The 21425-nt window shown below is 64.4% G+C and carries 23 protein-coding genes; 11 read left to right on the top strand and 12 right to left on the bottom strand.

Going from position 1 to position 21425, the window contains the following annotated elements; all coding sequences use genetic code 11:
* Positions 1-21: 21 nt before the first annotated feature.
* Entirely contained in the window at positions 22-1524 is a 1503-nt protein-coding gene (locus IM701_RS15090) for a lipopolysaccharide biosynthesis protein (protein ID WP_039333246.1), read from the top strand.
* Here IM701_RS15090 and IM701_RS15095 read toward each other — a convergent pair whose 3' ends face one another.
* Complete coding sequence (locus IM701_RS15095; RefSeq protein WP_193827373.1) at positions 1525-2457, bottom strand: CDP-alcohol phosphatidyltransferase family protein; 933 nt, start codon at positions 2455-2457, stop codon at positions 1525-1527.
* Between the two features lie 124 nt (positions 2458-2581).
* Here IM701_RS15095 and IM701_RS15100 point away from each other — a divergent pair, with 124 nt between their 5' ends.
* The 5 genes from IM701_RS15100 to IM701_RS15120 all read left to right on the top strand — a co-directional run bounded on the left by IM701_RS15100 (position 2582) and on the right by IM701_RS15120 (position 7505).
* Positions 2582-3679, top strand: a complete 1098-nt coding sequence (locus IM701_RS15100; RefSeq protein ID WP_193827374.1) for a CDP-alcohol phosphatidyltransferase family protein — start codon at positions 2582-2584, stop codon at positions 3677-3679.
* 195 nt (positions 3680-3874) lie between these two features.
* Positions 3875-4597, top strand: coding sequence for an NTP transferase domain-containing protein (locus IM701_RS15105; protein ID WP_193827375.1), 723 nt, complete (start codon positions 3875-3877; stop codon positions 4595-4597).
* Positions 4594-5277 (top strand): HAD family hydrolase, encoded by a 684-nt coding sequence (locus IM701_RS15110; RefSeq protein WP_039333239.1) that lies wholly within the window; start codon positions 4594-4596, stop codon positions 5275-5277. Before IM701_RS15105 ends, IM701_RS15110 begins: the two co-directional genes overlap by 4 nt.
* A gap of 276 nt (positions 5278-5553) precedes the next feature.
* Entirely contained in the window at positions 5554-6654 is a 1101-nt protein-coding gene (locus tag IM701_RS15115; protein ID WP_039333237.1) for an inositol-3-phosphate synthase, read from the top strand.
* A 92-nt stretch (positions 6655-6746) separates the two neighbouring features.
* Positions 6747-7505, top strand: coding sequence for an NTP transferase domain-containing protein (locus IM701_RS15120; protein ID WP_039333235.1), 759 nt, complete (start codon positions 6747-6749; stop codon positions 7503-7505).
* Positions 7506-7562: 57 nt separating this feature from the next.
* On the opposite strand, the gene IM701_RS15125 is transcribed toward IM701_RS15120, so the two are convergent.
* On the bottom strand, positions 7563-8060 hold the full coding sequence (locus tag IM701_RS15125; protein WP_039333233.1) for a DUF2141 domain-containing protein: 498 nt from the start codon (positions 8058-8060) through the stop codon (positions 7563-7565).
* A 342-nt stretch (positions 8061-8402) separates the two neighbouring features.
* Between IM701_RS15125 and rpe the strand changes: the two genes are divergently transcribed.
* From rpe to purH, 3 genes are read left to right on the top strand one after another with little or no spacing between them, the layout of a single operon-like run.
* Complete coding sequence (rpe, locus tag IM701_RS15130; RefSeq protein ID WP_193828484.1) at positions 8403-9077, top strand: ribulose-phosphate 3-epimerase; 675 nt, start codon at positions 8403-8405, stop codon at positions 9075-9077.
* A 1-nt stretch (position 9078) separates the two neighbouring features.
* Complete coding sequence (locus IM701_RS15135) at positions 9079-10968, top strand: heparinase II/III family protein (protein WP_193827376.1); 1890 nt, start codon at positions 9079-9081, stop codon at positions 10966-10968.
* A 14-nt stretch (positions 10969-10982) separates the two neighbouring features.
* Complete coding sequence (purH, locus tag IM701_RS15140; protein WP_193827377.1) at positions 10983-12572, top strand: bifunctional phosphoribosylaminoimidazolecarboxamide formyltransferase/IMP cyclohydrolase; 1590 nt, start codon at positions 10983-10985, stop codon at positions 12570-12572.
* Positions 12573-12674: 102 nt separating this feature from the next.
* On the opposite strand, the gene IM701_RS15145 is transcribed toward purH, so the two are convergent.
* From IM701_RS15145 to IM701_RS15190, 10 genes are all read right to left on the bottom strand, one after another.
* Positions 12675-13307, bottom strand: coding sequence for a cell wall hydrolase (locus IM701_RS15145; RefSeq protein WP_039333228.1), 633 nt, complete (start codon positions 13305-13307; stop codon positions 12675-12677).
* 213 nt (positions 13308-13520) lie between these two features.
* Positions 13521-13865 (bottom strand): DUF1491 family protein, encoded by a 345-nt coding sequence (locus IM701_RS15150; protein ID WP_193827378.1) that lies wholly within the window; start codon positions 13863-13865, stop codon positions 13521-13523.
* Positions 13866-13871: 6 nt separating this feature from the next.
* On the bottom strand, positions 13872-14354 hold the full coding sequence (locus IM701_RS15155; RefSeq protein ID WP_039333224.1) for a PaaI family thioesterase: 483 nt from the start codon (positions 14352-14354) through the stop codon (positions 13872-13874).
* Positions 14344-14805, bottom strand: a complete 462-nt coding sequence (locus tag IM701_RS15160) for a PTS sugar transporter subunit IIA (RefSeq protein WP_039333222.1) — start codon at positions 14803-14805, stop codon at positions 14344-14346. The genes IM701_RS15155 and IM701_RS15160 overlap by 11 nt, the downstream gene beginning before the upstream one ends.
* Before the next feature lie 173 nt (positions 14806-14978).
* A complete protein-coding gene (hpf, locus tag IM701_RS15165) occupies positions 14979-15563 on the bottom strand; it encodes a ribosome hibernation-promoting factor, HPF/YfiA family (RefSeq protein ID WP_062343044.1) in 585 nt (194 codons plus the stop codon).
* Between the two features lie 68 nt (positions 15564-15631).
* On the bottom strand, positions 15632-16333 hold the full coding sequence (gene dnaQ / locus IM701_RS15170) for a DNA polymerase III subunit epsilon (protein WP_039333217.1): 702 nt from the start codon (positions 16331-16333) through the stop codon (positions 15632-15634).
* A gap of 49 nt (positions 16334-16382) precedes the next feature.
* Positions 16383-16988 carry a dephospho-CoA kinase gene (coaE, locus tag IM701_RS15175; protein WP_193827379.1) on the bottom strand — a complete coding sequence of 202 codons (606 nt, stop codon included), beginning with the start codon at positions 16986-16988 and terminating at the stop codon, positions 16383-16385.
* Positions 16985-17857 (bottom strand): shikimate dehydrogenase, encoded by an 873-nt coding sequence (gene aroE / locus IM701_RS15180; protein ID WP_193827380.1) that lies wholly within the window; start codon positions 17855-17857, stop codon positions 16985-16987. The genes coaE and aroE overlap by 4 nt, the downstream gene beginning before the upstream one ends.
* On the bottom strand, positions 17854-18456 hold the full coding sequence (locus IM701_RS15185; protein WP_193827381.1) for a nucleoside triphosphate pyrophosphatase: 603 nt from the start codon (positions 18454-18456) through the stop codon (positions 17854-17856). The genes aroE and IM701_RS15185 overlap by 4 nt, the downstream gene beginning before the upstream one ends.
* Positions 18453-19295, bottom strand: a complete 843-nt coding sequence (locus tag IM701_RS15190) for a pyruvate, water dikinase regulatory protein (RefSeq protein WP_193827382.1) — start codon at positions 19293-19295, stop codon at positions 18453-18455. Before IM701_RS15190 ends, IM701_RS15185 begins: the two co-directional genes overlap by 4 nt.
* A 342-nt stretch (positions 19296-19637) precedes the next feature.
* Between IM701_RS15190 and hemE the strand changes: the two genes are divergently transcribed.
* Together hemE and IM701_RS15200 are read left to right on the top strand one after the other, a co-directional pair.
* The gene (gene hemE / locus IM701_RS15195) at positions 19638-20666 is read left to right on the top strand and encodes a uroporphyrinogen decarboxylase (RefSeq protein ID WP_193827383.1); all 1029 of its coding nucleotides are present in this window, start codon (positions 19638-19640) and stop codon (positions 20664-20666) included.
* Between the two features lie 82 nt (positions 20667-20748).
* Positions 20749-21192, top strand: a complete 444-nt coding sequence (locus IM701_RS15200) for a CopD family protein (RefSeq protein WP_039333213.1) — start codon at positions 20749-20751, stop codon at positions 21190-21192.
* Positions 21193-21425: the final 233 nt, after the last annotated feature.

Raw genomic sequence — 21425 nt, forward strand, 5'->3', positions numbered from 1 at the left:
GTCGCCAAGCGCGCGGGCGCAATGACGGCAGACCGGGGCTCACAGACAGTAATCGCGCGCGGCGCGGGATCGAACGCTCTGAGCTTCGTCATCCGCTTCGCCGCGCGCGCATCGTTCCTCTATGTCGGCGCACGGCTCTATGGTGCGGCAAACTACGGCGTGTTCACCATGGCCAGCGCAATGGTCGAACTTGCCGTGCCGATCGCCAGCCTGGGCCTCAAGCGCATGATCTTTCCCTGGCTGGAAGAGACGACGCCGGACAATGCCCGGCGCAGCGCCACCCATGTCCTGCTTGATGCGCTGCTGCTTGCCGCGCTTGCCGGAATGGCGGTCTCGGTGCTGCTGGTTCTGGGCGCGCAGGCGCTGCCGGATGGCCTCGTGTCCGAAAGCCTGCGCCTTGCCCTCGCCCTGATCGCCCCTGCCGTGCTCGGCCAGATCACTGGCGATATTGCACTCGCTGCCACGCGCTGGACCCACAAGATGCGCTACGAGGTCATCGCACGCGGTCTTGTCGAACCCTATGTGATGACCGCGGTGGCCTTCGGCGCCTGGTATCTGGGCTTCGAACAGACCGGCATGATCATCGGCTACTGGGCCGGATCGATCGCCCTCGCGCTGTTCTCGCTGTGGAGCGCGCGGCACTGCCTCGGTCCGCTTGGCTTGCGACGCTGGCGTCCGCACCCGTCCGAACTGCTCCGCCGCGTCCGCGCACTGGTGCCGGCCAGCGGTAGCGACTTCCTGACCACGCTGGCCCAGCGCATCGACCTTTATCTCGTCGGCTTCCTGCTCGGCGATGCAGCGGTCGGTGTCTATGGTGTGCTGCGACAGCTGCGCACGCCGATCCTGCAGGTACGCCAGGCCTTCGACGGCATCCTCACCCCGCTTACGGCCCGCACCATGATGACCGATGGCGATATCGCCACCGGCAAGGCCACGGCGGCGGCAACGCGCGTGATCCTGACCATCCAGCTTGGCGTGGTCCTGCTGATGGCGGCAACCGGCGAGGCCTTGCTCGATCTGTTCGGCGCCCACTATGCAGGCGGTTATGCCGCGCTGCTGGCGATGGTGCTGGCCGAAACCGTCAACGGCGCATTCGGAGTATCAGAGCTTATCCTCTACTACCGCCGCCCGGCGCTTGCCCTGCAGGTCAACCTGATCCTGATCGTGATTGCCGGGCTCGCCATCCCGCTGCTGACCCCGGAGTACGGCATTCTCGGCGCGGCGCTGGCCATGCTGCTGGCAGCGCTGGTCGCGTCCTACATGCGGCGCCACTGGCTTTCGGGCCTCGGTGTGCGACCCCATCCGTTCCACGCCGCGATTCCCGTGCTTGCAGCGGGAGCGGCAGTGCTGCTGGGCATATGGCTTGGCGGCCTTGCCAAGGGCACGGCTCTTGCCGACGCGCATCCCGTCGTGACCAACGCCATGGCGCCGATGATCGCGTTGCTGTTCTATGCAGGCTTCGTGATGGTCTGGCGCAAGGCGCAGCCAGGCGTGCTTTCGCTCAACCGCTACCGCATCAACTGATCAGATCCTCGACGCCGTGCGCTTGGCGGCGCGGTTGTGAAGCTGCACCGAGATCAGCAGCAGCAGGTTGAGCACCACCACCTGATAGAAGAAGTAATAGACCGGGCTGCCCGCAATCATGCCCAGCCCCAGCACGATCGCGCGCGGATTGGGGCCCAGCAGCTTGAGGAAATCGAGCAGCGGCTTTTGCTCGCGCGCCACTTCGGCACGGATGGCAGCGAGCCTTGGCTTGTCATCCGCTGCCAGCGCCTGTCGCACTGCTTCGTCGATCTGTCGGGCGTGCGGCGTCATCCCGGCGGCGAGGAACAGGTATCCGCGCGCGATCGGCTCGAACAGGCGCGCGAACAGGGTCTTTTCCCCGAACAGGCCGGCGTTGTTGTCCTTGGCATTGTTCAGCCACGGGACCGCATAGGTCCAGTATTGGTAGAACCGGCGCTGCACCTCGACATGATTGGACTGCACGATGTGGCTGGCGCCTGCGGCGAGAGTCCAGGCCCAGGCCTGCCCGGACCCGATCTGCCGGGTCAGCACGAAGGCGAGCAGGACGTAGAGCGCGATATGGCTGGCATAATCGCAGATGCCGTCAACCATCTCGCCGATCGGGCTGGTCCTGCCGGTGATCCGCGCCAGATCGCCGTCGGCACCGTCGACCACGTGCCAGCTCATGTGCAGGGCCATGCCCAGCATTGCTCCCATCGGCCAGCCGAGCGCCCATGGGCCGCCGGTCGAATCCATGTTGAAATAGACCACGCCTGCCGCCACGACGAGCAGGCCGCCGAAGACCGAGACCATGTTGGGGGTGAGCGGCGTATGCGCAAGAATCCGCGCCAGCCGCCACGCCAGCGGATGGTAGAGATGGTAGTTAAGCCTGTCCTGCAATTCACGCGGACGCTTGGGCCGCTCGATTGCCCCGGTCCTGTTTCCCGCGTTCACCCTTGCGACCCCTTGAATGCCTTGGCCAGCCAGCAAGTATCCCGACGATGCTGGCTTGGCGCATCAGGTAGCCGTGTCTATAGGCCGTGGAAAGGGCTGATGGCTCTGGATGAGGCACGCACGCTTGAATACCCTGTTTTCCGTCGCGATTCCGGCAAGTCCCTACCTGCGCCGCCGCATCGGTGGCATCAGCGGCGTGGCACGAGCGGTGATTCTTGCCGATCTCACAGGCGCCAGCGCAATCGTGATTCTCGCCGATTCTCCGGTCGCCGAGGACTGGCAGCGCAGTTTCACGATGCGCGCGCGCCCCTTGCCGCAGATCACCTACGCCGCACCGTCTGCGCCGCTGCCACCCGGCACCGCGCTGCTGCCAGCCGATGCGCAGCCCACCAAGGCCGCGCTCGAAGCCCTGCGCGAGGATCCGGCGCTGGTTCTGGTCCGCGGCGATCCACGGCTGATTCGCGCCGAGAGCGACCATGCCACCGTCCTGGCGCTGCTGCGCGCGACGCTGAAGCCCACTGAAGGACCGGTAGGTCGCTGGATCAACCGGCCGATTTCGTTCCGCATGTCCGCGCTGGCGATGAAGTTCGGCCTTGGTCCCGACCCCATCACCTGGTTCACCCTGGCGCTGGCGATGGTGATGGCCGTCATTCTGGGACAGGGCGGCGTGGAATGGCTGGCCCTGGGCGGTTTCCTGTTCCAGGCGGTTTCCGTCACCGATTGCGTCGATGGCGACATTGCCCGCGTCTCGTGGGCGATGAGCCGGCGCGGTGCGCTGCTCGATACCGCCTGCGACATGGTGGCCAATCTCGGCTTCGTGATCGGGCTGATGACCGGCGTCATCCGCACCTATGGCTTGGATTATGGCTGGATTGCCCTGGCCTGCGTGGTGTTGCTGGTCTGCGGCATCGTGGCCATGAGCATCCTTGTCCGTATCGGCCCCAAGCGCGGCAGCTTCGATGTTCTGCGCGCGGCGCTTGAGCGCAGGCTGGAAGGTCGTCCGATCCTGCAGAGCGTGACGCTGACGCTGGAGCGCCTGTTCAAGCGCGACGTCTATGTGCTTGTTGCCTGCGTGTTCTGCCTCCTGGGCCTTGCCTGGGTCCTCCCGGGAATGCTGCTCGGCGGCCTGTGCATCTGGCTTGGCGCAGTGGCCTGGTGCGCGCCGCTGATTGCCGCCGACAGCGAAGGCTTGCTGCTTCCGCCGCACATGCGCCAGCTCTGACCCGGCATTTCCAACTCTCCCGAACTTCCGGGCAACTCCCCGGCAACTCTGGCACAACTTGCAGGTAACCTGGCGCGAACTCGGGCACCCTTTGGTGCTGCAACGCGGCACCAATCAGCCCCACCCCTTGCGCGACGCGCCGCCTTCCCCCAAATTAGCCCAAGCAACGACCGCAACAAGGAACCGTGAGAAAACATGAAAGGTGTTATCCTTGCTGCGGGCCGTGGCAGTCGGCTCGGCGACGCGACCGAGTCCCTGCCCAAGCCGCTGATGGCGGTCGCCTCGCGCACCTGTCTCGATTTCGCGATCGAAGCCCTGCTTGCGGTGGCCGACGACGTGGTCGTGGTGACCGGCTATCGCGCGCAGCTGATCGAGGATCACATCGCTGCCGAGTGGCCAGGTGACCCGGTGCGGACCGTGCGCAACACGCAGCTCGAAGCCGGGAACCTGACCTCGCTGGGTGCGGCGCGGGAGCTCATCGGCGACGCGCCCTTCGTGCTGACCAACGCCGACCACCTCTTCCCCGCCGACATGTACACCCGCCATTTCACCACCGAAGCGGCGGGCGCTACTGTGGCGGTCGCCTGCGAGCGGGAACGGCCGGTCCTGCCCGACGAGATGAAGGTCATTGAGAAGGACGGCGCGCTGCAGGCCATTTCCAAGACCCTGCCGAGGTATGACGGCGCCTATATCGGCACGACGTTCGTACGCGAGTCAGCCCGCGACGCATACTGGGCCGCGTTCGAGAGGGTCCGCGAAACCAAGGACCTCGCCACTGCTTCGGTCGAGATGGTGCTGCATGAACTGGCGCAGGACGAGGCGACCGCCCCGCAGGTGCGCTGGCTCTCCGGCCTCAAGTGGTTCGAAGTCGACACGCCCGAGGACCTCGCCGTGGCCCGCGAAAGCCTGACCGCGTGAGCCAGGAGCAGAATGTCCGCGTTCTGGTGTTCGACCTCGACGGTACGCTGGTGCCGACGATGGAGGACTACGCCGACCGTGCGGCGCAATTGATGGAAGAATCATTCGGCACGCCGTTTGCGCTGGCCCGCCGCTCCTACTTCGCAACCTCGGGCCTGCCATTCGAAAAGCAGTTGCGCCAGCTTTACCCCGGGCAGGACACCGATCCGGTTGCGCAGCGCTTCGAGGACTGGAAGGACGGCTACCTTACCGGGATTGCCATTGCCCCCGACACGGCCGCGCTGCTGCAGCGGTGGCGCGATTCCGGCCTTCTCGTGGTCATCTCCTCGAACAACCTCGAGCAATATGTCGAGCGTCTGGCGAGCGATTGGCCGGTCGATTGCGCTTTGGGCTATCGCGCCCCGTCAATGGATGATCCCGGCTTTGCCAAGGGCGAACCGCACTTCGGAGCGATCGAGGAGCGGTTCGGAATCGACCGCTCCGCCTTCCTGTTCACCGGAGATTCACCGAACGACGCCCACATCGCGGCCGCCGCACGGGTGCGTTTTCGTGCTCTTCTGACCGATGCCTTTGGTCCGGAAGATTTCGAACGGGCGGTTCCGGGCACCCGGACCCTGATGAACCTGGCCGATCTCGGTGACCATATTGCAACGGTTGCCGACGCTGTGACCAGCTTGTGAAGGGCTTCTGGCGAAACGGGCTATCGCTGGCAGCTTTTTTCCGTTAAGGGCGCGGTCCCATCGGAAATTGCTGTGGCTTGCGCGCCCACCCTTTGGTGCAGCGCAGGCGGCACGATTGCGAGCAGGGAGTGGGGATTGCAAGGTCTGCCATGACCGGCGGTTCCCCGCTTCGTCTTGACGGACTGAGGATTCGGCTTGCATTCGATGGCATTTCGGTATTTTGAGGCAGTTTGATTACAGCCGCCGCAGGGCGCCTGTCTGAAGGGATCGTTATTCATGAAGCCAATCAAGGTCGCCGTGATCGGCGTGGGCAACTGCGCTAGCTCGCTGGTGCAGGGTGTAGCCTACTATCGCAACAACAATTCGTCGCAGGGCCTCATCCACGACCGCATTGGCGGCTATGGCGCCGGTGACGTCGATTTCGTGCTCGGCGTCGACGTCGATGCGCGCAAGGTTGGCAAGGACATCGCCGAGGCGATCTTCGCCGCGCCGAACAACACCACCGTGTTCCAGCCCAATGTCCCGATGACCGGCGGCAAGGTGATCATGGGCCGCGTGTCGGACGGCGTTGCCGCGCACATGACCTCGGTCGGCGAAAAGGGCTTCATCGTGGCCGACCAGCCCGAAGCCACCCAGGCCGACATCGTCAAGGCTCTCAAGGAATCGGGCGCCGAAGTTCTCCTGAACTTCCTCCCCGTCGGTTCGCAGGAAGCGACCGAATTCTACATGGAATGCGCGCTTGAAGCCGGCGTCGCCGTCGTCAACTGCATGCCCGTGTTCATCGCTTCGACCCCGGAATGGGAAGCGAAGTTCCGCGAGAAGCGCATCCCCATCGTCGGCGACGACATCAAGGCGCAGGTCGGTGCAACGATCGTTCACCGCGTGCTTTCCAGCCTGTTCGCTGCTCGCGGCGTGAACGTCGAGCGCACCTACCAGCTCAACACCGGTGGCAACACCGACTTCATGAACATGCTCGACCGCCAGCGTCTGGGCAGCAAGAAGGAATCGAAGACCGAGGCCGTGCAGGCAATGCTCGCCACGCGTCTCGAGGACGAGAACATCCACGTCGGTCCTTCGGACTATGTTCCCTGGCAGAAGGACAACAAGCTGTGCTTCATCCGCATGGAAGGCCAGCAGTGGGGCAACGTTCCGATGAACCTGGAACTGCGCCTGTCGGTTGAAGACAGCCCGAACTCGGCTGCTTGCGTGATGGACGCGATCCGCTGCTGCAAGGTCGCGCTCGACCGTGGCGAAGGTGGTGCGCTGATCGGCCCGTCGGCCTACTTCTGCAAGCACCCGCCGCAGCAGTTCAATGACGACGTCGCCGCCCAGATGGTCGACGAATACGCTTCGGTGGAGAAGCTCGCCGCTGAATAAGCGACAGCTTCCCTGACGGATTGAAAGGCCGGCCCGACGTTTCGTCTGGTCGGCCTTTTCATTTGGCTCCTAAACCTTTACCCGAAGCGACCATGGATGCGCTGATCATCGCTGCCGGTTTTGGCAGCCGCCTTGCCGAGCTTTCCCCGTCGAAGCCGATGACCCCGGTTGCAGGCGTGCCGCTGATCGAAATCGGCGTGCGGCAGGCCATGCAGGCCGGCGTTACGCGCGTCGTCGTGGTTACGGGCCATCAGGCCGACCTTCTGGAAGGTTTTCTTGCCGACCTTTCGATGCGCGCCGGCATCGAGATCGTGCCGGTGCGACTGACCAACTGGTCCACGCCCAACGGCCATTCGGTCATGGCCGGGGCCACGCGCTGCGACGGCAACTATCTGCTGATGATGGCCGACCACATGTTCGATGCCGACATTCTGGAGCGGCTGATCCACGAACACCGGCCGGACTGCGCCGTGACGCTGGCGGTTGACCGCCGCATCGACAACCCGCTGGTCGATCCCGAGGACGCGACTTGGGTCAAGATGGATGACGACGGCATGATTACCGCTATCGGCAAGACCATCGCACCCTATGATGCGGTCGATTGCGGGGCATTTCTGGCCACCCCGGACCTGGCCAGGGCGATCCACGAGGCGATTGCCGAAGGCAAGCCCGGCAGCCTTTCGGACGGCATGCAACGGCTCGCCGATGCAGGACGCGCGGGCACCATGGACATCGACGATGCGTGGTGGATGGACGTCGACGATCCGCGCGCCCATGCGCTGGCCGAGGAACTGGCGCCATGGCACCTGGCGCGCACTTTCGCGGATATCGGCGTGCCTGCGGGCGAGTAATACACAAGCTTCCCACCCCCAACCCCTCCCGCCTGCGGGAGGGGAGGAGGCAAGCGTTCACGGATACTTAAGATGAATCCGGGTCGACAGGCCCGACTTCGAGATGTTCAGGCGGACCGAGCGGAACGAGGGAATGCTTGCGATCGTCGGCGGATTGTTGGAAAAGCCGAAGCCTTCCTCGGGCAGGCCGAGAACCCCGCTGCGCTTGATGTTACGGCTCGCATCCTCGTCGTGATAGACGGCGAGCGCATAGACGCCGGGCTTGGGCACATAAAGGCACATGCGCGTTTCGGGCGCCGTGGCATCAACGCGGCCGACGTACATCGAGCCCTTCTTGACGAGGAACTTGCGCGGCTCGTCGGCATAGAGGGTCACCGCCATCAGTCCATTGCCGTTGCGCACGCCGTCGATCGTGACGTTGATCCAGGTGTCGCTCACCGGCCCTGCACAGTTCGGGCCAGCCGCACTGGCAGCAGTGCTTCCACCCATTGCAGTGGCGGCGAGTGCAGTGGCAGTCAAAGCGGCCGCAGCGCGCAGCCGTCTCGGCTTGGTCATATCAAAAAGCCCCGATTTCGATGTTTCCTGCGGCAACCGCTTGATCCACGCGCTTCCAATGAAAGCTCTCGCAGCGCCTCGTTTCTTCCCCGCCGATTCCAATAACGGCGGTTGGCTGGTTCGTTAAGTAAGATTCGTGCCGTGAATAGTGGCTGAACCCTTGGCTCGCCCGCCGTTCATCCCATCAACCGCCTCCAAAGCGGGACATTCCGTGTGGATAATGAGGCCGATAGTGCTTGTTCCGCCGATTCGCGAAAGGTAAGCGCAAGGGATGGGGTGGCTATGCCTGAGCGCATGAGCGTTTACCAATCTGCCTGCCACCCGACGCAGGAAGATGACCAGATGACCCCGCTGATTTCGCCGTCGATCCTTTCCGCAGATTTCGCCAGGCTGGGCGAGGAAGTGCGAGCAATCGATGCAGCCGGGGCAGACTGGATCCACGTCGACGTGATGGACGGCCACTTCGTGCCCAACATCACGATCGGACCGATGGTGGTAAAGGCGCTGCGCCCGCACACGACCAAGCCGTTTGACGTGCACCTGATGATCTCGCCGGTCGATTCCTACCTTCAGGCATTTGCCGATGCCGGGGCGGACATCATCACGGTTCATCCCGAAGCAGGCCCGCACATTCATCGCACGGTTCAGGCGATCAAGGGCCTTGGCAAGAAGGCGGGCGTTTCGCTCAACCCCGGAACCCCGGCGAAGATGCTCGATTACCTTATCGATGACGTCGATCTGGTCCTGATCATGAGCGTGAACCCCGGGTTTGGCGGGCAGAGCTTCATTTCCAGCCAGCTTCGCAAGATCGAGGCGGTGAGGAAAATGATCGACAAGTCGGGCCGTGACATCCACCTCGAGGTCGACGGCGGGGTCGACACCCGCACGATCCGCTCCTGCGTCGAAGCTGGGGCCGACGTGCTGGTCGCCGGGACCGCCACGTTCAAGGGCGGCCCTTCGCAGTATGCGGCCAACATCGCCGCCCTGAAGGCCCTTGGGCAGGGCGAGGCCGCCTGACATGGAGACACGCGGCTTCCCGGATGTTGGAAGTCGCCCGGCAGGTGCTGGCCGCTCTGCTCCCACGCCCGCCATCCCGCTCGATGCGACGAAGGAGGAACCGCTGGCCGATCCGACGCCCGAGGCAAGCAGCCGCTACGTGGCGCTTGACGACGACCGCCCGGACCCGGCGGTGATCGAGCCGGGGCGCGCGCTTGCCCTTGCCGATTTCGCACCTCCCGCCATCGGCACGGGCGACAGGCTGGTGCGGTTCGCCTACAGCCTGGGACTTCCGGCCAGCGCGATCCATCCTTTCCGCAAGCGCGCCCGCACGCGATTGACGGCCACGGTCACGCCGCCGCTGCCGGGCGATGCCGCAGCGGGCAAGGCCTTGCGCGCCGGGCATTTCCTTGTCCACGGCTACAAGTCACCCATCGCCGACACGGCCTTTTCGGGGCCCCGCCTGTCGCCCTCATTCGAGCGGATGGTCCATGGTTTCCGCTGGCTGCGCGATCTTGAATCGGGCGGCACGCGGGCACAATGCGCACAAGTGGCCGAGCGTATTCTCCAGACCTGGCTGGCCGCCAATCCCAAGCCGGACCCCACGCCGGCGTGGGACGTGGGCAATGTCGGCCACCGCCTGCTGAACTGGATGGTCCACGCACCGCTGATCCTTTCGGGCCAGGACCGCGCGTTCCGGACGCGGGTGCTGCACACGATCGAGGACACGGCGCGCTGGCTCGACCGCCGCGTGACCAAGGCTGACGACCGGCTTTCCGAAGTGGCAGGCTGGTGCGCGCTGGTCGCGGTCGGTCTGCTCATGGCCGATGGCAAGCCGCGCCGCCTTTATGGCGAGGCCGGGCTGGTCAAGGCGCTGGGCGAACTGGTGGGTGACGATGGCGGCGTGCTGTCGCGCAGCCCGCTCTGCCAGATCGAGGCGATCGAGCTGCTGGTGGACCTGCGCGCCTGCTACGAGGCGATCCGGGCCGAACCGCTACCGCAGATCCAGACGATGCTGACGCTGCTGGTGCCGCCCCTGCTGGCGCTGCTTCACGGCGATGGCGGCCTTGGCAACTGGCAGGGCGCGGGCGCTGTCCCGGCCGAGCGGATCGAGGAACTGGTGCGCGCCAGCGGCGTCCGCACGCGGCCCCTGCGCGATGCGCGGCAGTGGGGCTACCAACGCGCGACGGCGGGCAAAGCGGTGCTGCAGTTCGATGCGGGGCCCCCGCCGGTGGCGCGGCATACCCGCGATGGCTGTGCTTCGACGCTGGCATTCGAGCTGAGCCACGGGGCGGAGCGACTGATCGTCAACTGCGGCGGCGCGGCCTTTGCCGGCGGCATGATCCCGCTGCGGCTTGAACAGGGCCTGCGCGCGACGGCAGCGCATTCGACGCTGACGATCGACGATTTCAATTCCACCGCAGTGCTGATCAACGGCAAGCTGGGGTCAGGCGTGTCCGAGGTCGAGGTCGATCGGCGCACACTTTCGGCCGAAGGTGCAGGGCCCGGCGCGACGCGGATCGAGGCGAGCCACAACGGTTACGTCAGTCGCTACGGCCTGACCCACCGCCGCATCCTGATCCTGCGCGATGACGGGACCGAGCTGCGCGGCGAGGACCTGCTGGTGCCCTCAGGGCGCAAGGGCAAGCGCGGGATGATCGGCGTTGCTCTGCGCTTTCATCTCGGGCCCCATATCGAACTGGCCGCCAGCGCCGATGGCAAAGGCGTGACGCTATCGCTGCCAGACGGCAGCCTGTGGCAGTTCCGCTCTGGCCGCGATGCTGTCGGAATAGAGGAATCCCTCTGGGCAGACGGGCTCGGAAGGCCTATCGGCACGCGGCAATTGGTCGTGACGGCCAAGGTTCCCCGCAGCGGCGAGAGCTTCTCCTGGCTGCTGAAGAAGATGCGATAGATAGGAATTCCCACGTGAGCGAGGTTACGATCAAGCGGGCGCTGCTTTCGGTGTCCGACAAGTCCGGTCTTGTGGATCTTGGCAAGGCGCTGGCAGCGCGCGGCGTCGAGCTGCTTTCGACCGGCGGCACCGCCAAGGCACTGCGCGATGCAGGCCTCACCGTGAAGGACGTGTCGGAGCACACCGGCTTTCCGGAAATGATGGATGGCCGCGTCAAGACACTGCACCCGACGATCCACGGTGGCCTTCTGGCCGTGCGCGACAATCCCGAACACGCCGCCGCCATGGCCGAACACCAGATCGGCGCGATCGATCTGGTCGTGGTCAACCTCTATCCCTTCGAGGCGACCGTGGCCAAGGGTGCCGGGCGCGACGAAGTGATCGAGAACATCGACATCGGCGGACCTTCGATGGTGCGCTCTGCCGCCAAGAACCACGATTACGTGACGATCCTGACCGACGCTGCGGACTACGCCACGTTCCTGGGTGAGCTGGAGCAGACCGGCGGCGCGACGACGCTGGCCTTCCGGCGCAAGATGGCGGCCAAGGCCTATGCGGCGACGGCGGCCTATGACTCGGCGATCTCGCAGTGGTTCGCCACCGTGGACCAGGGCGAGCACTTCCCGCCCGTCCTCGCCACCGCGCACACCCGCGTGACGACGCTGCGCTATGGCGAGAATCCGCACCAGGACGCAGCGCTCTATGTGCCGCGCAATCCTGCCGTCACCGGCCTGCCACAGGCAACCCAGGTGCAGGGCAAGGAGCTGTCCTACAACAACTACAACGATGCCAACGCCGCGCTGGAACTGGTGGCGGAGTTCGCCGGCGCCAAGCCGACCGTGGTCATCGTCAAGCACGCCAATCCCTGCGGCGTCGCCACGGCGGATACGCTGCTCGATGCGTGGAAGGACGCGCTGGAGTGCGATTCGGTTTCGGCATTCGGCGGCATCGTGGCGACCAACGTTCCGCTCGACGGGCCGACCGCGAACGCGATCTGCGAAATCTTCACCGAGGTGGTCGTGGCGCCCGGCGCCGACGATGCGGCCAAGGAAGCCTTTGCGCGCAAGAAGAACCTGCGCCTGCTGCTGATCGACAGTCTGCCCGATGCCAATCGCAAGGGCCTGACGACGGTGCCGATCGCAGGCGGCCTGCTGGTGCAGGATCGCGATGCCGGCAAGATCGAGAAAGCCGACCTCAAGGTCGTGACCAAGCGCGCCCCGACCGAGCAGGAGCTGGAAGACGCCCTGTTCGCGTGGACCGTGGCCAAGCACGTCAAGTCAAACGCGATCGTCTACGCCAAGGACGGCGTCACCGCCGGTATCGGTGCGGGCCAGATGAATCGCCGCGACAGCTCGCGCATTGCGGCAGCCAAGGCCAAGGAAGCGGCTGAAACCCACGGTTTTGCCGAAGTGCGCACGGTAGGCTCTGCCGTTGCTTCGGATGCGTTCTTCCCGTTTGCCGATGGCCTGATGGCGGCGGTGGAAGCAGGCGCGACCTGCGTGATCCAGCCCGGTGGCTCGATCCGCGACGAAGACGTGATCAAGGCTGCCGACGAGGCCGGCCTGGCCATGGTCTTCACGGGCATGCGCCACTTCCGACATTGATTGATTACGTCTCCCTCGCCACGGCGAGGGAGACGCCAAGAAGAAAGGGCCGGCCCCGCATCGGGGACCGGCCCTTTTCATTGCCGTCCAAGGCAGCTGAAATCAGCGATAGAAGATATGGCTGTCGACGCGCGCGATGCGGGTCTTGCCCCAGCGCGGCGAGACGTGGGCCGCGTGGAAGAACATTGCGCCCTCTACCGGGCTCTTCCACAGGCCTTCATCGGCGATCTTGGCGATGCGCACGGCAGTCTGCCAGGCGCGGCTGTCGCGGTTGATTGCCGGCATGCCGTGGCCGCGAACGAACGAAAACTGCGAGGGCTGGTAGACCACGCCGCAGTACGACGAAGGAAAGCGCCCGGAATTGGCGCGAGCGACGATCACGCGACCGACGGCAAGCTGTCCGGCAAGAGTTTCGCTCTTGGCCTCGAAGTAGACGGCGCCGGCAAGGCACTCGAGCTCGTTCGACAGCGTGGCGGGAATCTGGGTGTCCTCGACCAGCTCGGCAAGCGAATCCGCGTCGGCGGCTTCAGCTTCGATGGCAGCTCCGGGCGTTGCGGTGGCAACGGCTTGAATCGGGGTGGGCTGAACCACGGGCTGGGAGATGAAGGTCGCGGTGATCGCGGCCGGGGTGTTGAGGCTTTGAGCGGCGGCGTGGGATCCGCCAGTGCTGAGAAGCGTTGTGATGAAAGTCGCAGCAATGCTGAAGCTGGCTGCGTATTTGAACTTCGTGCTCATACTTTGTCGTCAATGGGCGGTGAGCTTCCTGCCATGGCGCGACAAAAGGCCGGTGTGCGCGAACGATGCCGCGTGCCGGTCAATCGCCGAAGGGCCATGTCGGTTGCCCCCCGTCTGCGTGCCAGTGCGTCGGGCCTTGCTGCCGTCCGTCACCGCCTGCGCAAAAATCGGTATGGGGCCTTTATTGTGCGCTGCGGAAGAGTCAACCCGCGTTCAGCCAGCGGAAAGGTTGTCCCGGACGAACCGTTCGCGATCCGCGACGGTCAGTTCAACTATCCACACGTCCGGATCCTGCTGCATTCGGCGGCTCAGATAGTCTTCGAATTCCTGCTTATTTTCAATTACTTGCGACTTGGAAATACACCATTTGCGGCGTCCATCAATGTCGGGCATGCGTTCGTAAAGACTGCCAAGAGACTGATTTTCCAAGATAACAATCAGGACTGTCCCGCCATCGCGTTCGCCCTTGTGCAGCACCATGGCAAAGCCGCCTTCGGCTTGGACCGCACGGATGATTCCCTGGACTTCGAGGTGTGCCGGAAGGCGCGATTCCGTCACTGCGGATCAGGCGAGCGCGGCGCGCAGGCCGGCGTTGTAGCCATCGAGGCTGGACAAGGGGATGCGCGAGCGCTGGAACGTGCCGGTTCCCCGCCCCACTTCCTCGCCTTCCTCATCGATCAGGCGCGCTTCGGCCACGAGCACGCGGCGCCGGCCCGAGACCCAGCGCCCTTCCGCCGTGACGCGCCCGCCCTTGATCGGGCGGCTGAAGAACAGGTTGAACGATGTGGTCAGCAGGAAACGGTCGGTAACCAGCGTGTTCGCAGCGTAGAACGCGGCGTCATCGAGCATCTTGAAGTAGATGGTGCCATGGGCCGCCCCAGCAGCATGAAAACACGAGGGCGAGACATCGAAATGGATGCGGGACAAGCCCTCGCCGACGATTTCCAGGCGGGATTCGAACAGGCTGTTGACCGGCGCCGAAGCGTAGAGACCTTCCAGCGCGCGCCAGTGCAGGCTTGCGCTGTCGGCGCCGTCCTCAGGCGGCATCGCGATCGATGACGTTGACAAGCAGGCCGTAGATCGCATCGGCATCGGTAGCGGAGACCAGACGCTCGTGCATCCGCTCGTCCCGCATCAGGCGCGAGATCGCAGCGAGGGCCTGAAGATGCGTGGCGCCAGCCTGCGAGGGCGAGAGCAGACCGAACACGCAATCGACCGGCATGCCATCGGCGGCGGCAAATTCGACCGGATTCTCGAGCCGGAAGAACACTGCAACCGGACGTTCCAGCCCGTCGATACGCGCGTGGGGAATGGCAACGCCTCGGCCGAAGCCGGTGCTGCCAAGCTTTTCGCGTTCCTCGATCCCATCGATCACCACTTCCTTGTCGAGCGCGTAGACCGACGCGAAGCAGGCAGCGAGATCGGCAAGGATCTGCTGCTTGGAATCGGCGCGGATGACGCGGACAGCTTGTGGATCGAGTTGGAACAGAGCCGACATACGGTAAAACGTATCACATGAGTGCAAAGGCACGGTGAATTGGGGCGCGCCATGCTCCCGAATGCGGGGGAAGGCAAGCGCAAAGCACGTTCCTGGGCCGTACGCAGGCTTGCATTTGCCATCCCCGGCCCGCCGTGGCGAGCCGGGTTGGCCTGGCGGTCCTTACTTGGGCCTTACTTGGGTTCGACCCAGCCGATCGATCCGTCACCACGGCGATAGACCATGTTGTGCACCCCGGTGCCGGCGTTCTTGAACAGCAGGGCATTGGTGTTGCGCAAGTCGAGCATCATCACTGCGTCCGAGACGCTGGCGGTGGGCACGTCGACGCGGGTTTCGGCGATGACCAGCGGTGCGTCGGCGGGTTCTTCCTCACCCGCTTCGTCATGGGCGAAGACGGTGTAGGCGGCTTCCTGCAGTTCGAAGTTGGCCTCGTCTGCCTTGCGGGCGTGATCGGCGCCTTCATGGCGGTCCTTGATGCGGCGGCGATAACGGCGCAGCTGCTTCTCGATCTTCTCGGCCGACTGGTCGAGCGCAACGTGCGCGTCCTGCGCCACGGCGCTGCCCTTGAGGATCAGGCCCTGGGTCACGTGGGTTACGATGTCACATCGAAAGCCCCCGTGCGGGGCCTTGCCCAAGGTCACGTTCGAGGAAAGCGCTCGGGAAAAGTGCTTGTCGACGATGGCGCCGAGGCGCTCCTCGGCATGGGTCTGCAGCGCAGCGCCGGTTTCGACCTGGTGTCCCGAAACGCGAATATCCATAAGTCACTTCTCCTGTCACTCGGGCGAGACGCCCGGTCTGACTGAACCCACGGGCAAGCCGGAAGGTTTCAGCGCGACCAGATCGGCTCGGCAAAGCCCGCCATGAATTCGGCATGACGGGCAAGCTCCTCTGCGCTCGCAGCGTGCGGGCGCGGGGAACGGAAGGTGCGGGTCAGGCTGGAGGTGACGGTGATCGACTCCTCCACCACGACGAGACCGGCTGCCCCTGCGGCAACTGCCGCCAGTTCAAGGCCGATCTGCCGCCCGCCCATCAGCTCGACATAGAGCTGGGCGAGCAGTTCCGCGTCAAGTAGCGCCCCGTGCTTGGTGCGGTGGCTGCGATCTATGCCGTAGCGCGTGCACAAGGCATCGAGGCTGAGCTTGGCACCGGGGTGCTTGCGCCGCGCGATCGCCACCGTATCGACCATGCGATCCCGGCTGACAGGTTGGCGCCCGCACATTTCCAGCTCATTGTTGATGAAGCCGAAGTCGAATCCGGCGTTGTGCGCGACCATCGGCGAGTCGGCGATGAAGGCGAGAAACTCGTCTGCCAGTTCGGCAAACTTCGGCTTGTCGGAAAGGAATGTGATCGACAGGCCGTGGACAGCTTCAGCCTCGGCCGGCATGTCGCGCTCAGGATTGAAATAACAATGGAAAACCTGGCCCGTAGGCACCCGGTTGACCATTTCGACACAGCCGATCTCGACCAGCCGATCCCCGCTTTTCGGGTCCAGTCCGGTCGTCTCGGTATCGAAAACGATCTCACGCATTGAAGAATATGTGGACCCCTCGCCGCGGACTGGCAAGGGGGTGAGACGGTTACTGACGGGGGTTTTTTTCCCGGATGGCCGCAACCAGCGCGGCAACTTGGGCCTCCGTCTCGGCGAGGGTGACGCCGGTGTTGATCACGTGGGTCGCCCGGGCGCGCTTCTCGGCGTCAGGCACCTGCAGCGAAAGAATGTGGGCGAATTTTTCGGGCGTCATGCCGGGACGGGCGAGCACGCGCTTTCGCTGCACCTCGACGGGGGCGGAGACGACCATGACCGCGTCGAGATCCGCTCCATGGCCCTTTTCATAAAGCAGCGGAATGTCGAACACCACGAGCGGTTCGCCCATGTGCTCTACCATGAAGGCGTGGCGCATGCGGGCAACGGCAGGATGGACGATGGCTTCAAGACGCTTCAATGCTTCGGGATTGCCGAATACCTTCGCGCCCAATTCCTGCCGTTTGACGCCTTCGGGGCCGGTGGTGCCGGGGAAGGCTTCCTCGATGGCTGGGATCAGTTCGCCGCCCGGGCCTTGCAAGTGGTGCACGGCGGCATCGGCATCGAATACCGGCACGCCCAGTTCGCGCAGCATGAGCGCGACGGCAGACTTGCCCATGCCGATCGAGCCGGTGAGTCCGAGGATGTAGGGCCTGCTCATGCCAGAATTCTCGCACGCAGTTCGTTGTCTGCCTGCCCGCGCGGCGGCACGGCGCCGAAGAAGCGGCGGAAGGCGTGGTCGGCCTGGCCGATCAGCATCGACAGGCCATCGACCGTGCGGAATCCGGCAGCCCTGGCGGATTTCAGGAACTCGGTTTCGAGCGGGCTGGTGACGATGTCGTAGAATACCGAGCCCGGCGGGGCGTGGGTCATGTCGAAGGCGAGCGGGGATTGACCGCTCATGCCCAGCGACGAGGCGTTGACGACGAGATCGAAGCAGCCTTCGCGGTCGTCGAAAGCGAAATCGGTGGCGTCGGCAAAATGATCGAGCGGGGCGACGTGGTGCTCCCCCTGCGGATCAAGTTCGTCGAGCAGGGCACGGGCCTTTTCGACATTGCGGCCGGCCAGCACGACGACCATGTGCTCGTCCGCCAGCGCGGCGATGATGGCCCGCGCCGCGCCGCCGGTGCCGAGCACGCGGGCCATGCGGAAGTAGTGAGGTCTGCCGAGGTCTTCGCGCAGCGGTTCGAGGAAGCCGGGCGCGTCGGTATTGTAGCCGACCAGCGCGCCGTCTTCGGGCACCACGGTGTTCACCGCGCCGATGCGCGCGGCCATGGGGTCCAGCCGGTCGAGCAGTGGAATCACCGTCTGCTTGTGCGGCATGGTCACGTTGCAGCCGCGCCAGTCAGGATCGGCGCGACGCGCGGCAAGGTAGTCGGCGAGACCTACAGGCTTCACATGCGCGCGATCATAGCGCCCTTTCAGGCCAAGCTTTTCCAGCCAGAAGCCGTGGATCACCGGGGATTTCGATTGTGCGATCGGATCGCCGATCACTTCGGCATAAGGCCCGGAAACTTTGTCAGGCTTCAAGACGGCAACTCACCCTGTTCACGCAACGCGCCCAGCAGCGCCAATAGCGGCATTCCGAGAACCGTGAAATGACTGCCCTCGATTCTCTCGAACAGTTGCACGCCCAGTGCCTCGATGCGGAACACGCCGACACAGCCCGAAACCTGGGGCCACTCCCTGTCGAGATAGCTCTGGATAAATGCGGGAGAAAGCTCCCGGACCCGCAGGTTTGCGGTCTCGCAGGTTTTCCACACCACCTTGCCATCGCGCATCAGCACGGCAGCGGAATGGAGGTGCATGTCTTTGCCTGAGAAGAATTCGAGATGCTCGACAGCGTTCTCGCGGCTCGTCGGCTTGTCGAACTGACGGCCGCAGACTTCGACCATCGAGTCCCCGCCGAGCACCAGCCGTCCGGGCATGGCGAGGGACACGGCAAAAGCCTTGGCTTCGGCAAGAACGCTGGCAATCTGGCAGCCGGTGACGCCGATCAGCTCGCGCTTGATCGCGGCTTCGTCAACATCGGACGTGCGCGTCTCGAAGGGCACGCCCGCGGCTTCGAGCATCATCCGGCGCGAGAAGCTCTGGCTGGCCAAAATCAGCTTCTGGGGCACGAGTGTCATATCGGTTTTGCTCCGTCCCCGCTGCCGCCAGCAGCGCCACGTTCGTTATAGAGATTGATCACGGCCGCTGCTGTTTCCTCGATTGAACGCCGCGACACGTCGATCACCGGCCAGCCATTGTCGGCGAACATGCGGCGGGCGTACTGCACTTCGCGCGTCACCTGTTCGTTGTCGACATATGCGGTCTCGGGCGCCTGGTTCAAGGACAGGAGGCGGTTGCGACGCACCGCGATCAGGCGCTCCGGGCTGGTGGTGAGGCCCACGACCATTGGCCGACGCAGGGAAAACAGCATCGGCGGCGGCGGGCTTTCCACCACGATCGGAATGTTCGCCACCTTGTATCCACGATTGGCGAGGTAGATCGAGGTCGGCGTCTTCGAACTGCGCGAAACGCCGGCGAGCACGATGTCGGCCTCTTCCCAGTTTTCCCAGTTCACGCCGTCATCGTGGGCAATGGTGAACTGGATCGCATCGACGCGGGCGAAATAGGCCTCGTCCATCATGTGCTGGCGGCCGGGGCGACCCTTGGCCTGAACGCCGAGCTGCTGCTGCAGCGCATCCGTCACCGCATCGAGCGCGGGGACCATCGGCAGGCCCAGGGCAATGCAGCGCTGTTCCAGTCGCTCGCGCGTTTCGGCATTGACCAGCGTGAACAGGACAAGTCCAGGATTTGCGGCAATTTCGCCGATGATGCGATCGAGATGCTGCATCGAACGCACCATCGGCCAGAAATGCCGCACGACGTCTGCGCCATCGAACTGCGCGAGCGCCGCCTTGGCGATCATTTCCAGCGTTTCACCAGTGGAATCCGACAGGAGGTGCAGGTGCAGGCGCTGCATTTGGCGGGCTTTCCGTGGACATCCGGGCAGGGTCGGGATGACCCTGTGGAAACAGCACCGATAAACCACGGGACAGAGTCAGGGACAAGTTTGACCCGCAGATTCACCCTCGATCCGAGTCATCTTCAGGGGCACTTGTGGACAAGTGGACAGCGTTTTCCCCAGCCTGTGGAGAGCGGTGAGAACTTCGCGTTGACTCATGTGCTGTCCAGAGTCGCGAACAGCAAAAAGTGTGGAAGCGGACTCACAAATCGGGCAGTGACACGCAATCCCCGGTTTCCACAGGGCCAACAAACACCTTCAACCTGATTCTAAGAATCTATTTTAGTGGATTGGATCGAAATGCCCGGCCCTCTTCTCAGGACTCTTCAGGGTGAGAATCTTTCCCGTCGGCCGATCTGGCTGATGCGCCAGGCGGGGCGCTACCTGCCCGAATACCGCGAGTTGCGCGCTGAAAAGGGCGGTTTCCTGGCGCTGGTCTATGACACTGACGCCGCGGCAGAAGTGACCGTGCAGCCGATCCGCCGCTTCGGTTTCGACGGTGCGATCCTGTTCTCGGACATCCTGATCGTGCCCTATGCGATGGGTCAGGATCTCAAGTTCCTCGTCGGCGAAGGCCCGGACCTGTCTCCGCGCCTGCTCGACGTTGCGCTGGAAAGCCTTGTCGCGGCGCCTGAGCGCCTTTCGCCGATCTACGAGACGGTGGCCAAGGTGAAGGCACAGATCGGCCCAGAGACGACGCTACTGGGCTTTGCCGGAAGCCCATGGACGGTTGCCACATACATGGTGGCAGGCGAAGGCAGCCGCGATCATCACGATACCCGTGCGCTGGCCTATCGCGATCCCGGCCAGTTCCAGGCGATCGTCGATGCCATCACGCAGGTAACCATCGAATACCTTTCGGGACAGGTCGAGGCCGGTGCCGAAGGCCTGCAGCTGTTCGATTCATGGTCGGGCAGCCTAGCCCCTGCCGAATTCGAACGCTGGGTCATCGCGCCCAATGCCAGGATCGCGGCCGAAATGCAGCGCCGTTATCCGCACGTGCCGGTGATCGGCTTCCCCAAGGGTGCAGGCGAGAAGCTGGCCGCCTATGCCCGCGAGACGGGGGTCAATGCCGTGGGCGTCGACGAGACCATCGATCCGCTGTGGGCCGCGCGCGAAATGCCTGCGGGGATGCCGGTGCAGGGCAATCTCGATCCGCTGCTGCTGCTGGCAGGCGGACCGGAGCTGGAAAAGCAGACGATCCGCGTCCTAGAAGCCTTCGCCGACCGTCCGCACGTGTTCAACCTGGGCCACGGGATCGGCCAGCACACTCCGATCGAAAACGTCGAGGCCCTGCTGAAGATCGTGCGGAGCTGGTCGCGCGACTGAACTTTTCGGGCACTTGCAAACCCCGGTTTCCGCGCCGAAATAGCCCTCAGCAGGGGCGCACTGGCAGGCGGAGCCGCAACAGATGCAGCAGGTATTGGCGATGCTCTATCTCTGGCTCAAGGCGGGCCATGTCATCTTCGTGATCTTCTGGATGGCCGGCCTGTTCATGCTGCCGCGCTTCTTCGTCTACCATCAGGAGGCGCCGGAAGGCTCGCCCGAGAATGCGGTCTGGGTGGACCGCGAGCGCAAGCTGATGAAGATCATCATGTGGCCGGCTCTGGTGGTGGTCTGGGTGCTCGGGTTGCTGCTGGCGGTGGACATCGGCGCGTTTGCGCAAGGGTGGTTCCACCTCAAGCTGGCCTTCGTCCTGGTGCTGACGGCCTATCACTTCTGGCTGGCCAGCTACGCGCAGTTGCTCGCCCAAGGGGTGCGGAAGCTTTCAGGCAAGAAGCTGCGCATGCTCAACGAGATCCCGGGCATCGCTGCCGCGGTGATCGTGATCATGGTGATCGTGAAGCCGTTCTGACTCTTCTCCCCTCCCTCAGGCGGGAGGGGTCAGAGCCCAGGTCAGCCGCGCAAGGTCCGCAGGCCATCGCGCATTGCGTTACGCACCAGGTGCATGGGCGAACGCGGCAGATGCTTCCATTGCGAGCCCCAAGCATTGGCCGGAGCATCTTGGGCCTGCGGGCGGGGGAAGGTTTCGCCGCGGCGGGGCAATCTGATCATTGTTGTTCCTCTCGAAAGACCGGTTTTCCGGTT

This window comes from Novosphingobium sp. ES2-1, from assembly GCF_015169775.1.
Classification (GTDB): Bacteria; Pseudomonadota; Alphaproteobacteria; order Sphingomonadales; family Sphingomonadaceae; genus Novosphingobium; species Novosphingobium subterraneum.

Excerpts from the sequence above, each read along its gene's own strand:
- rpe (WP_193828484.1), top strand. The coding sequence starts at position 8,403 with ATGACCCCGCTGATTTCGCCGTCGATCCTTTCCGCAGATTTCGCCAGG.
- coaE (WP_193827379.1), bottom strand. The coding sequence starts at position 16,988 with ATGAGCAGGCCCTACATCCTCGGACTCACCGGCTCGATCGGCATGGGC.
- IM701_RS15105 (WP_193827375.1), top strand. The coding sequence starts at position 3,875 with ATGAAAGGTGTTATCCTTGCTGCGGGCCGTGGCAGTCGGCTCGGCGAC.
- hemE (WP_193827383.1), top strand. The coding sequence starts at position 19,638 with ATGCCCGGCCCTCTTCTCAGGACTCTTCAGGGTGAGAATCTTTCCCGT.
- IM701_RS15090 (WP_039333246.1), top strand. The coding sequence starts at position 22 with ATGACGGCAGACCGGGGCTCACAGACAGTAATCGCGCGCGGCGCGGGA.
- IM701_RS15190 (WP_193827382.1), bottom strand. The coding sequence starts at position 19,295 with ATGCAGCGCCTGCACCTGCACCTCCTGTCGGATTCCACTGGTGAAACG.
- IM701_RS15120 (WP_039333235.1), top strand. The coding sequence starts at position 6,747 with ATGGATGCGCTGATCATCGCTGCCGGTTTTGGCAGCCGCCTTGCCGAG.
- IM701_RS15185 (WP_193827381.1), bottom strand. The coding sequence starts at position 18,456 with ATGACACTCGTGCCCCAGAAGCTGATTTTGGCCAGCCAGAGCTTCTCG.
- IM701_RS15145 (WP_039333228.1), bottom strand. The coding sequence starts at position 13,307 with ATGAGCACGAAGTTCAAATACGCAGCCAGCTTCAGCATTGCTGCGACT.
- IM701_RS15115 (WP_039333237.1), top strand. The coding sequence starts at position 5,554 with ATGAAGCCAATCAAGGTCGCCGTGATCGGCGTGGGCAACTGCGCTAGC.
- IM701_RS15155 (WP_039333224.1), bottom strand. The coding sequence starts at position 14,354 with ATGCCGCCTGAGGACGGCGCCGACAGCGCAAGCCTGCACTGGCGCGCG.
- dnaQ (WP_039333217.1), bottom strand. The coding sequence starts at position 16,333 with ATGCGTGAGATCGTTTTCGATACCGAGACGACCGGACTGGACCCGAAA.
- IM701_RS15160 (WP_039333222.1), bottom strand. The coding sequence starts at position 14,805 with ATGTCGGCTCTGTTCCAACTCGATCCACAAGCTGTCCGCGTCATCCGC.
- IM701_RS15125 (WP_039333233.1), bottom strand. The coding sequence starts at position 8,060 with ATGACCAAGCCGAGACGGCTGCGCGCTGCGGCCGCTTTGACTGCCACT.
- IM701_RS15200 (WP_039333213.1), top strand. The coding sequence starts at position 20,749 with ATGCAGCAGGTATTGGCGATGCTCTATCTCTGGCTCAAGGCGGGCCAT.
- IM701_RS15135 (WP_193827376.1), top strand. The coding sequence starts at position 9,079 with ATGGAGACACGCGGCTTCCCGGATGTTGGAAGTCGCCCGGCAGGTGCT.
- hpf (WP_062343044.1), bottom strand. The coding sequence starts at position 15,563 with ATGGATATTCGCGTTTCGGGACACCAGGTCGAAACCGGCGCTGCGCTG.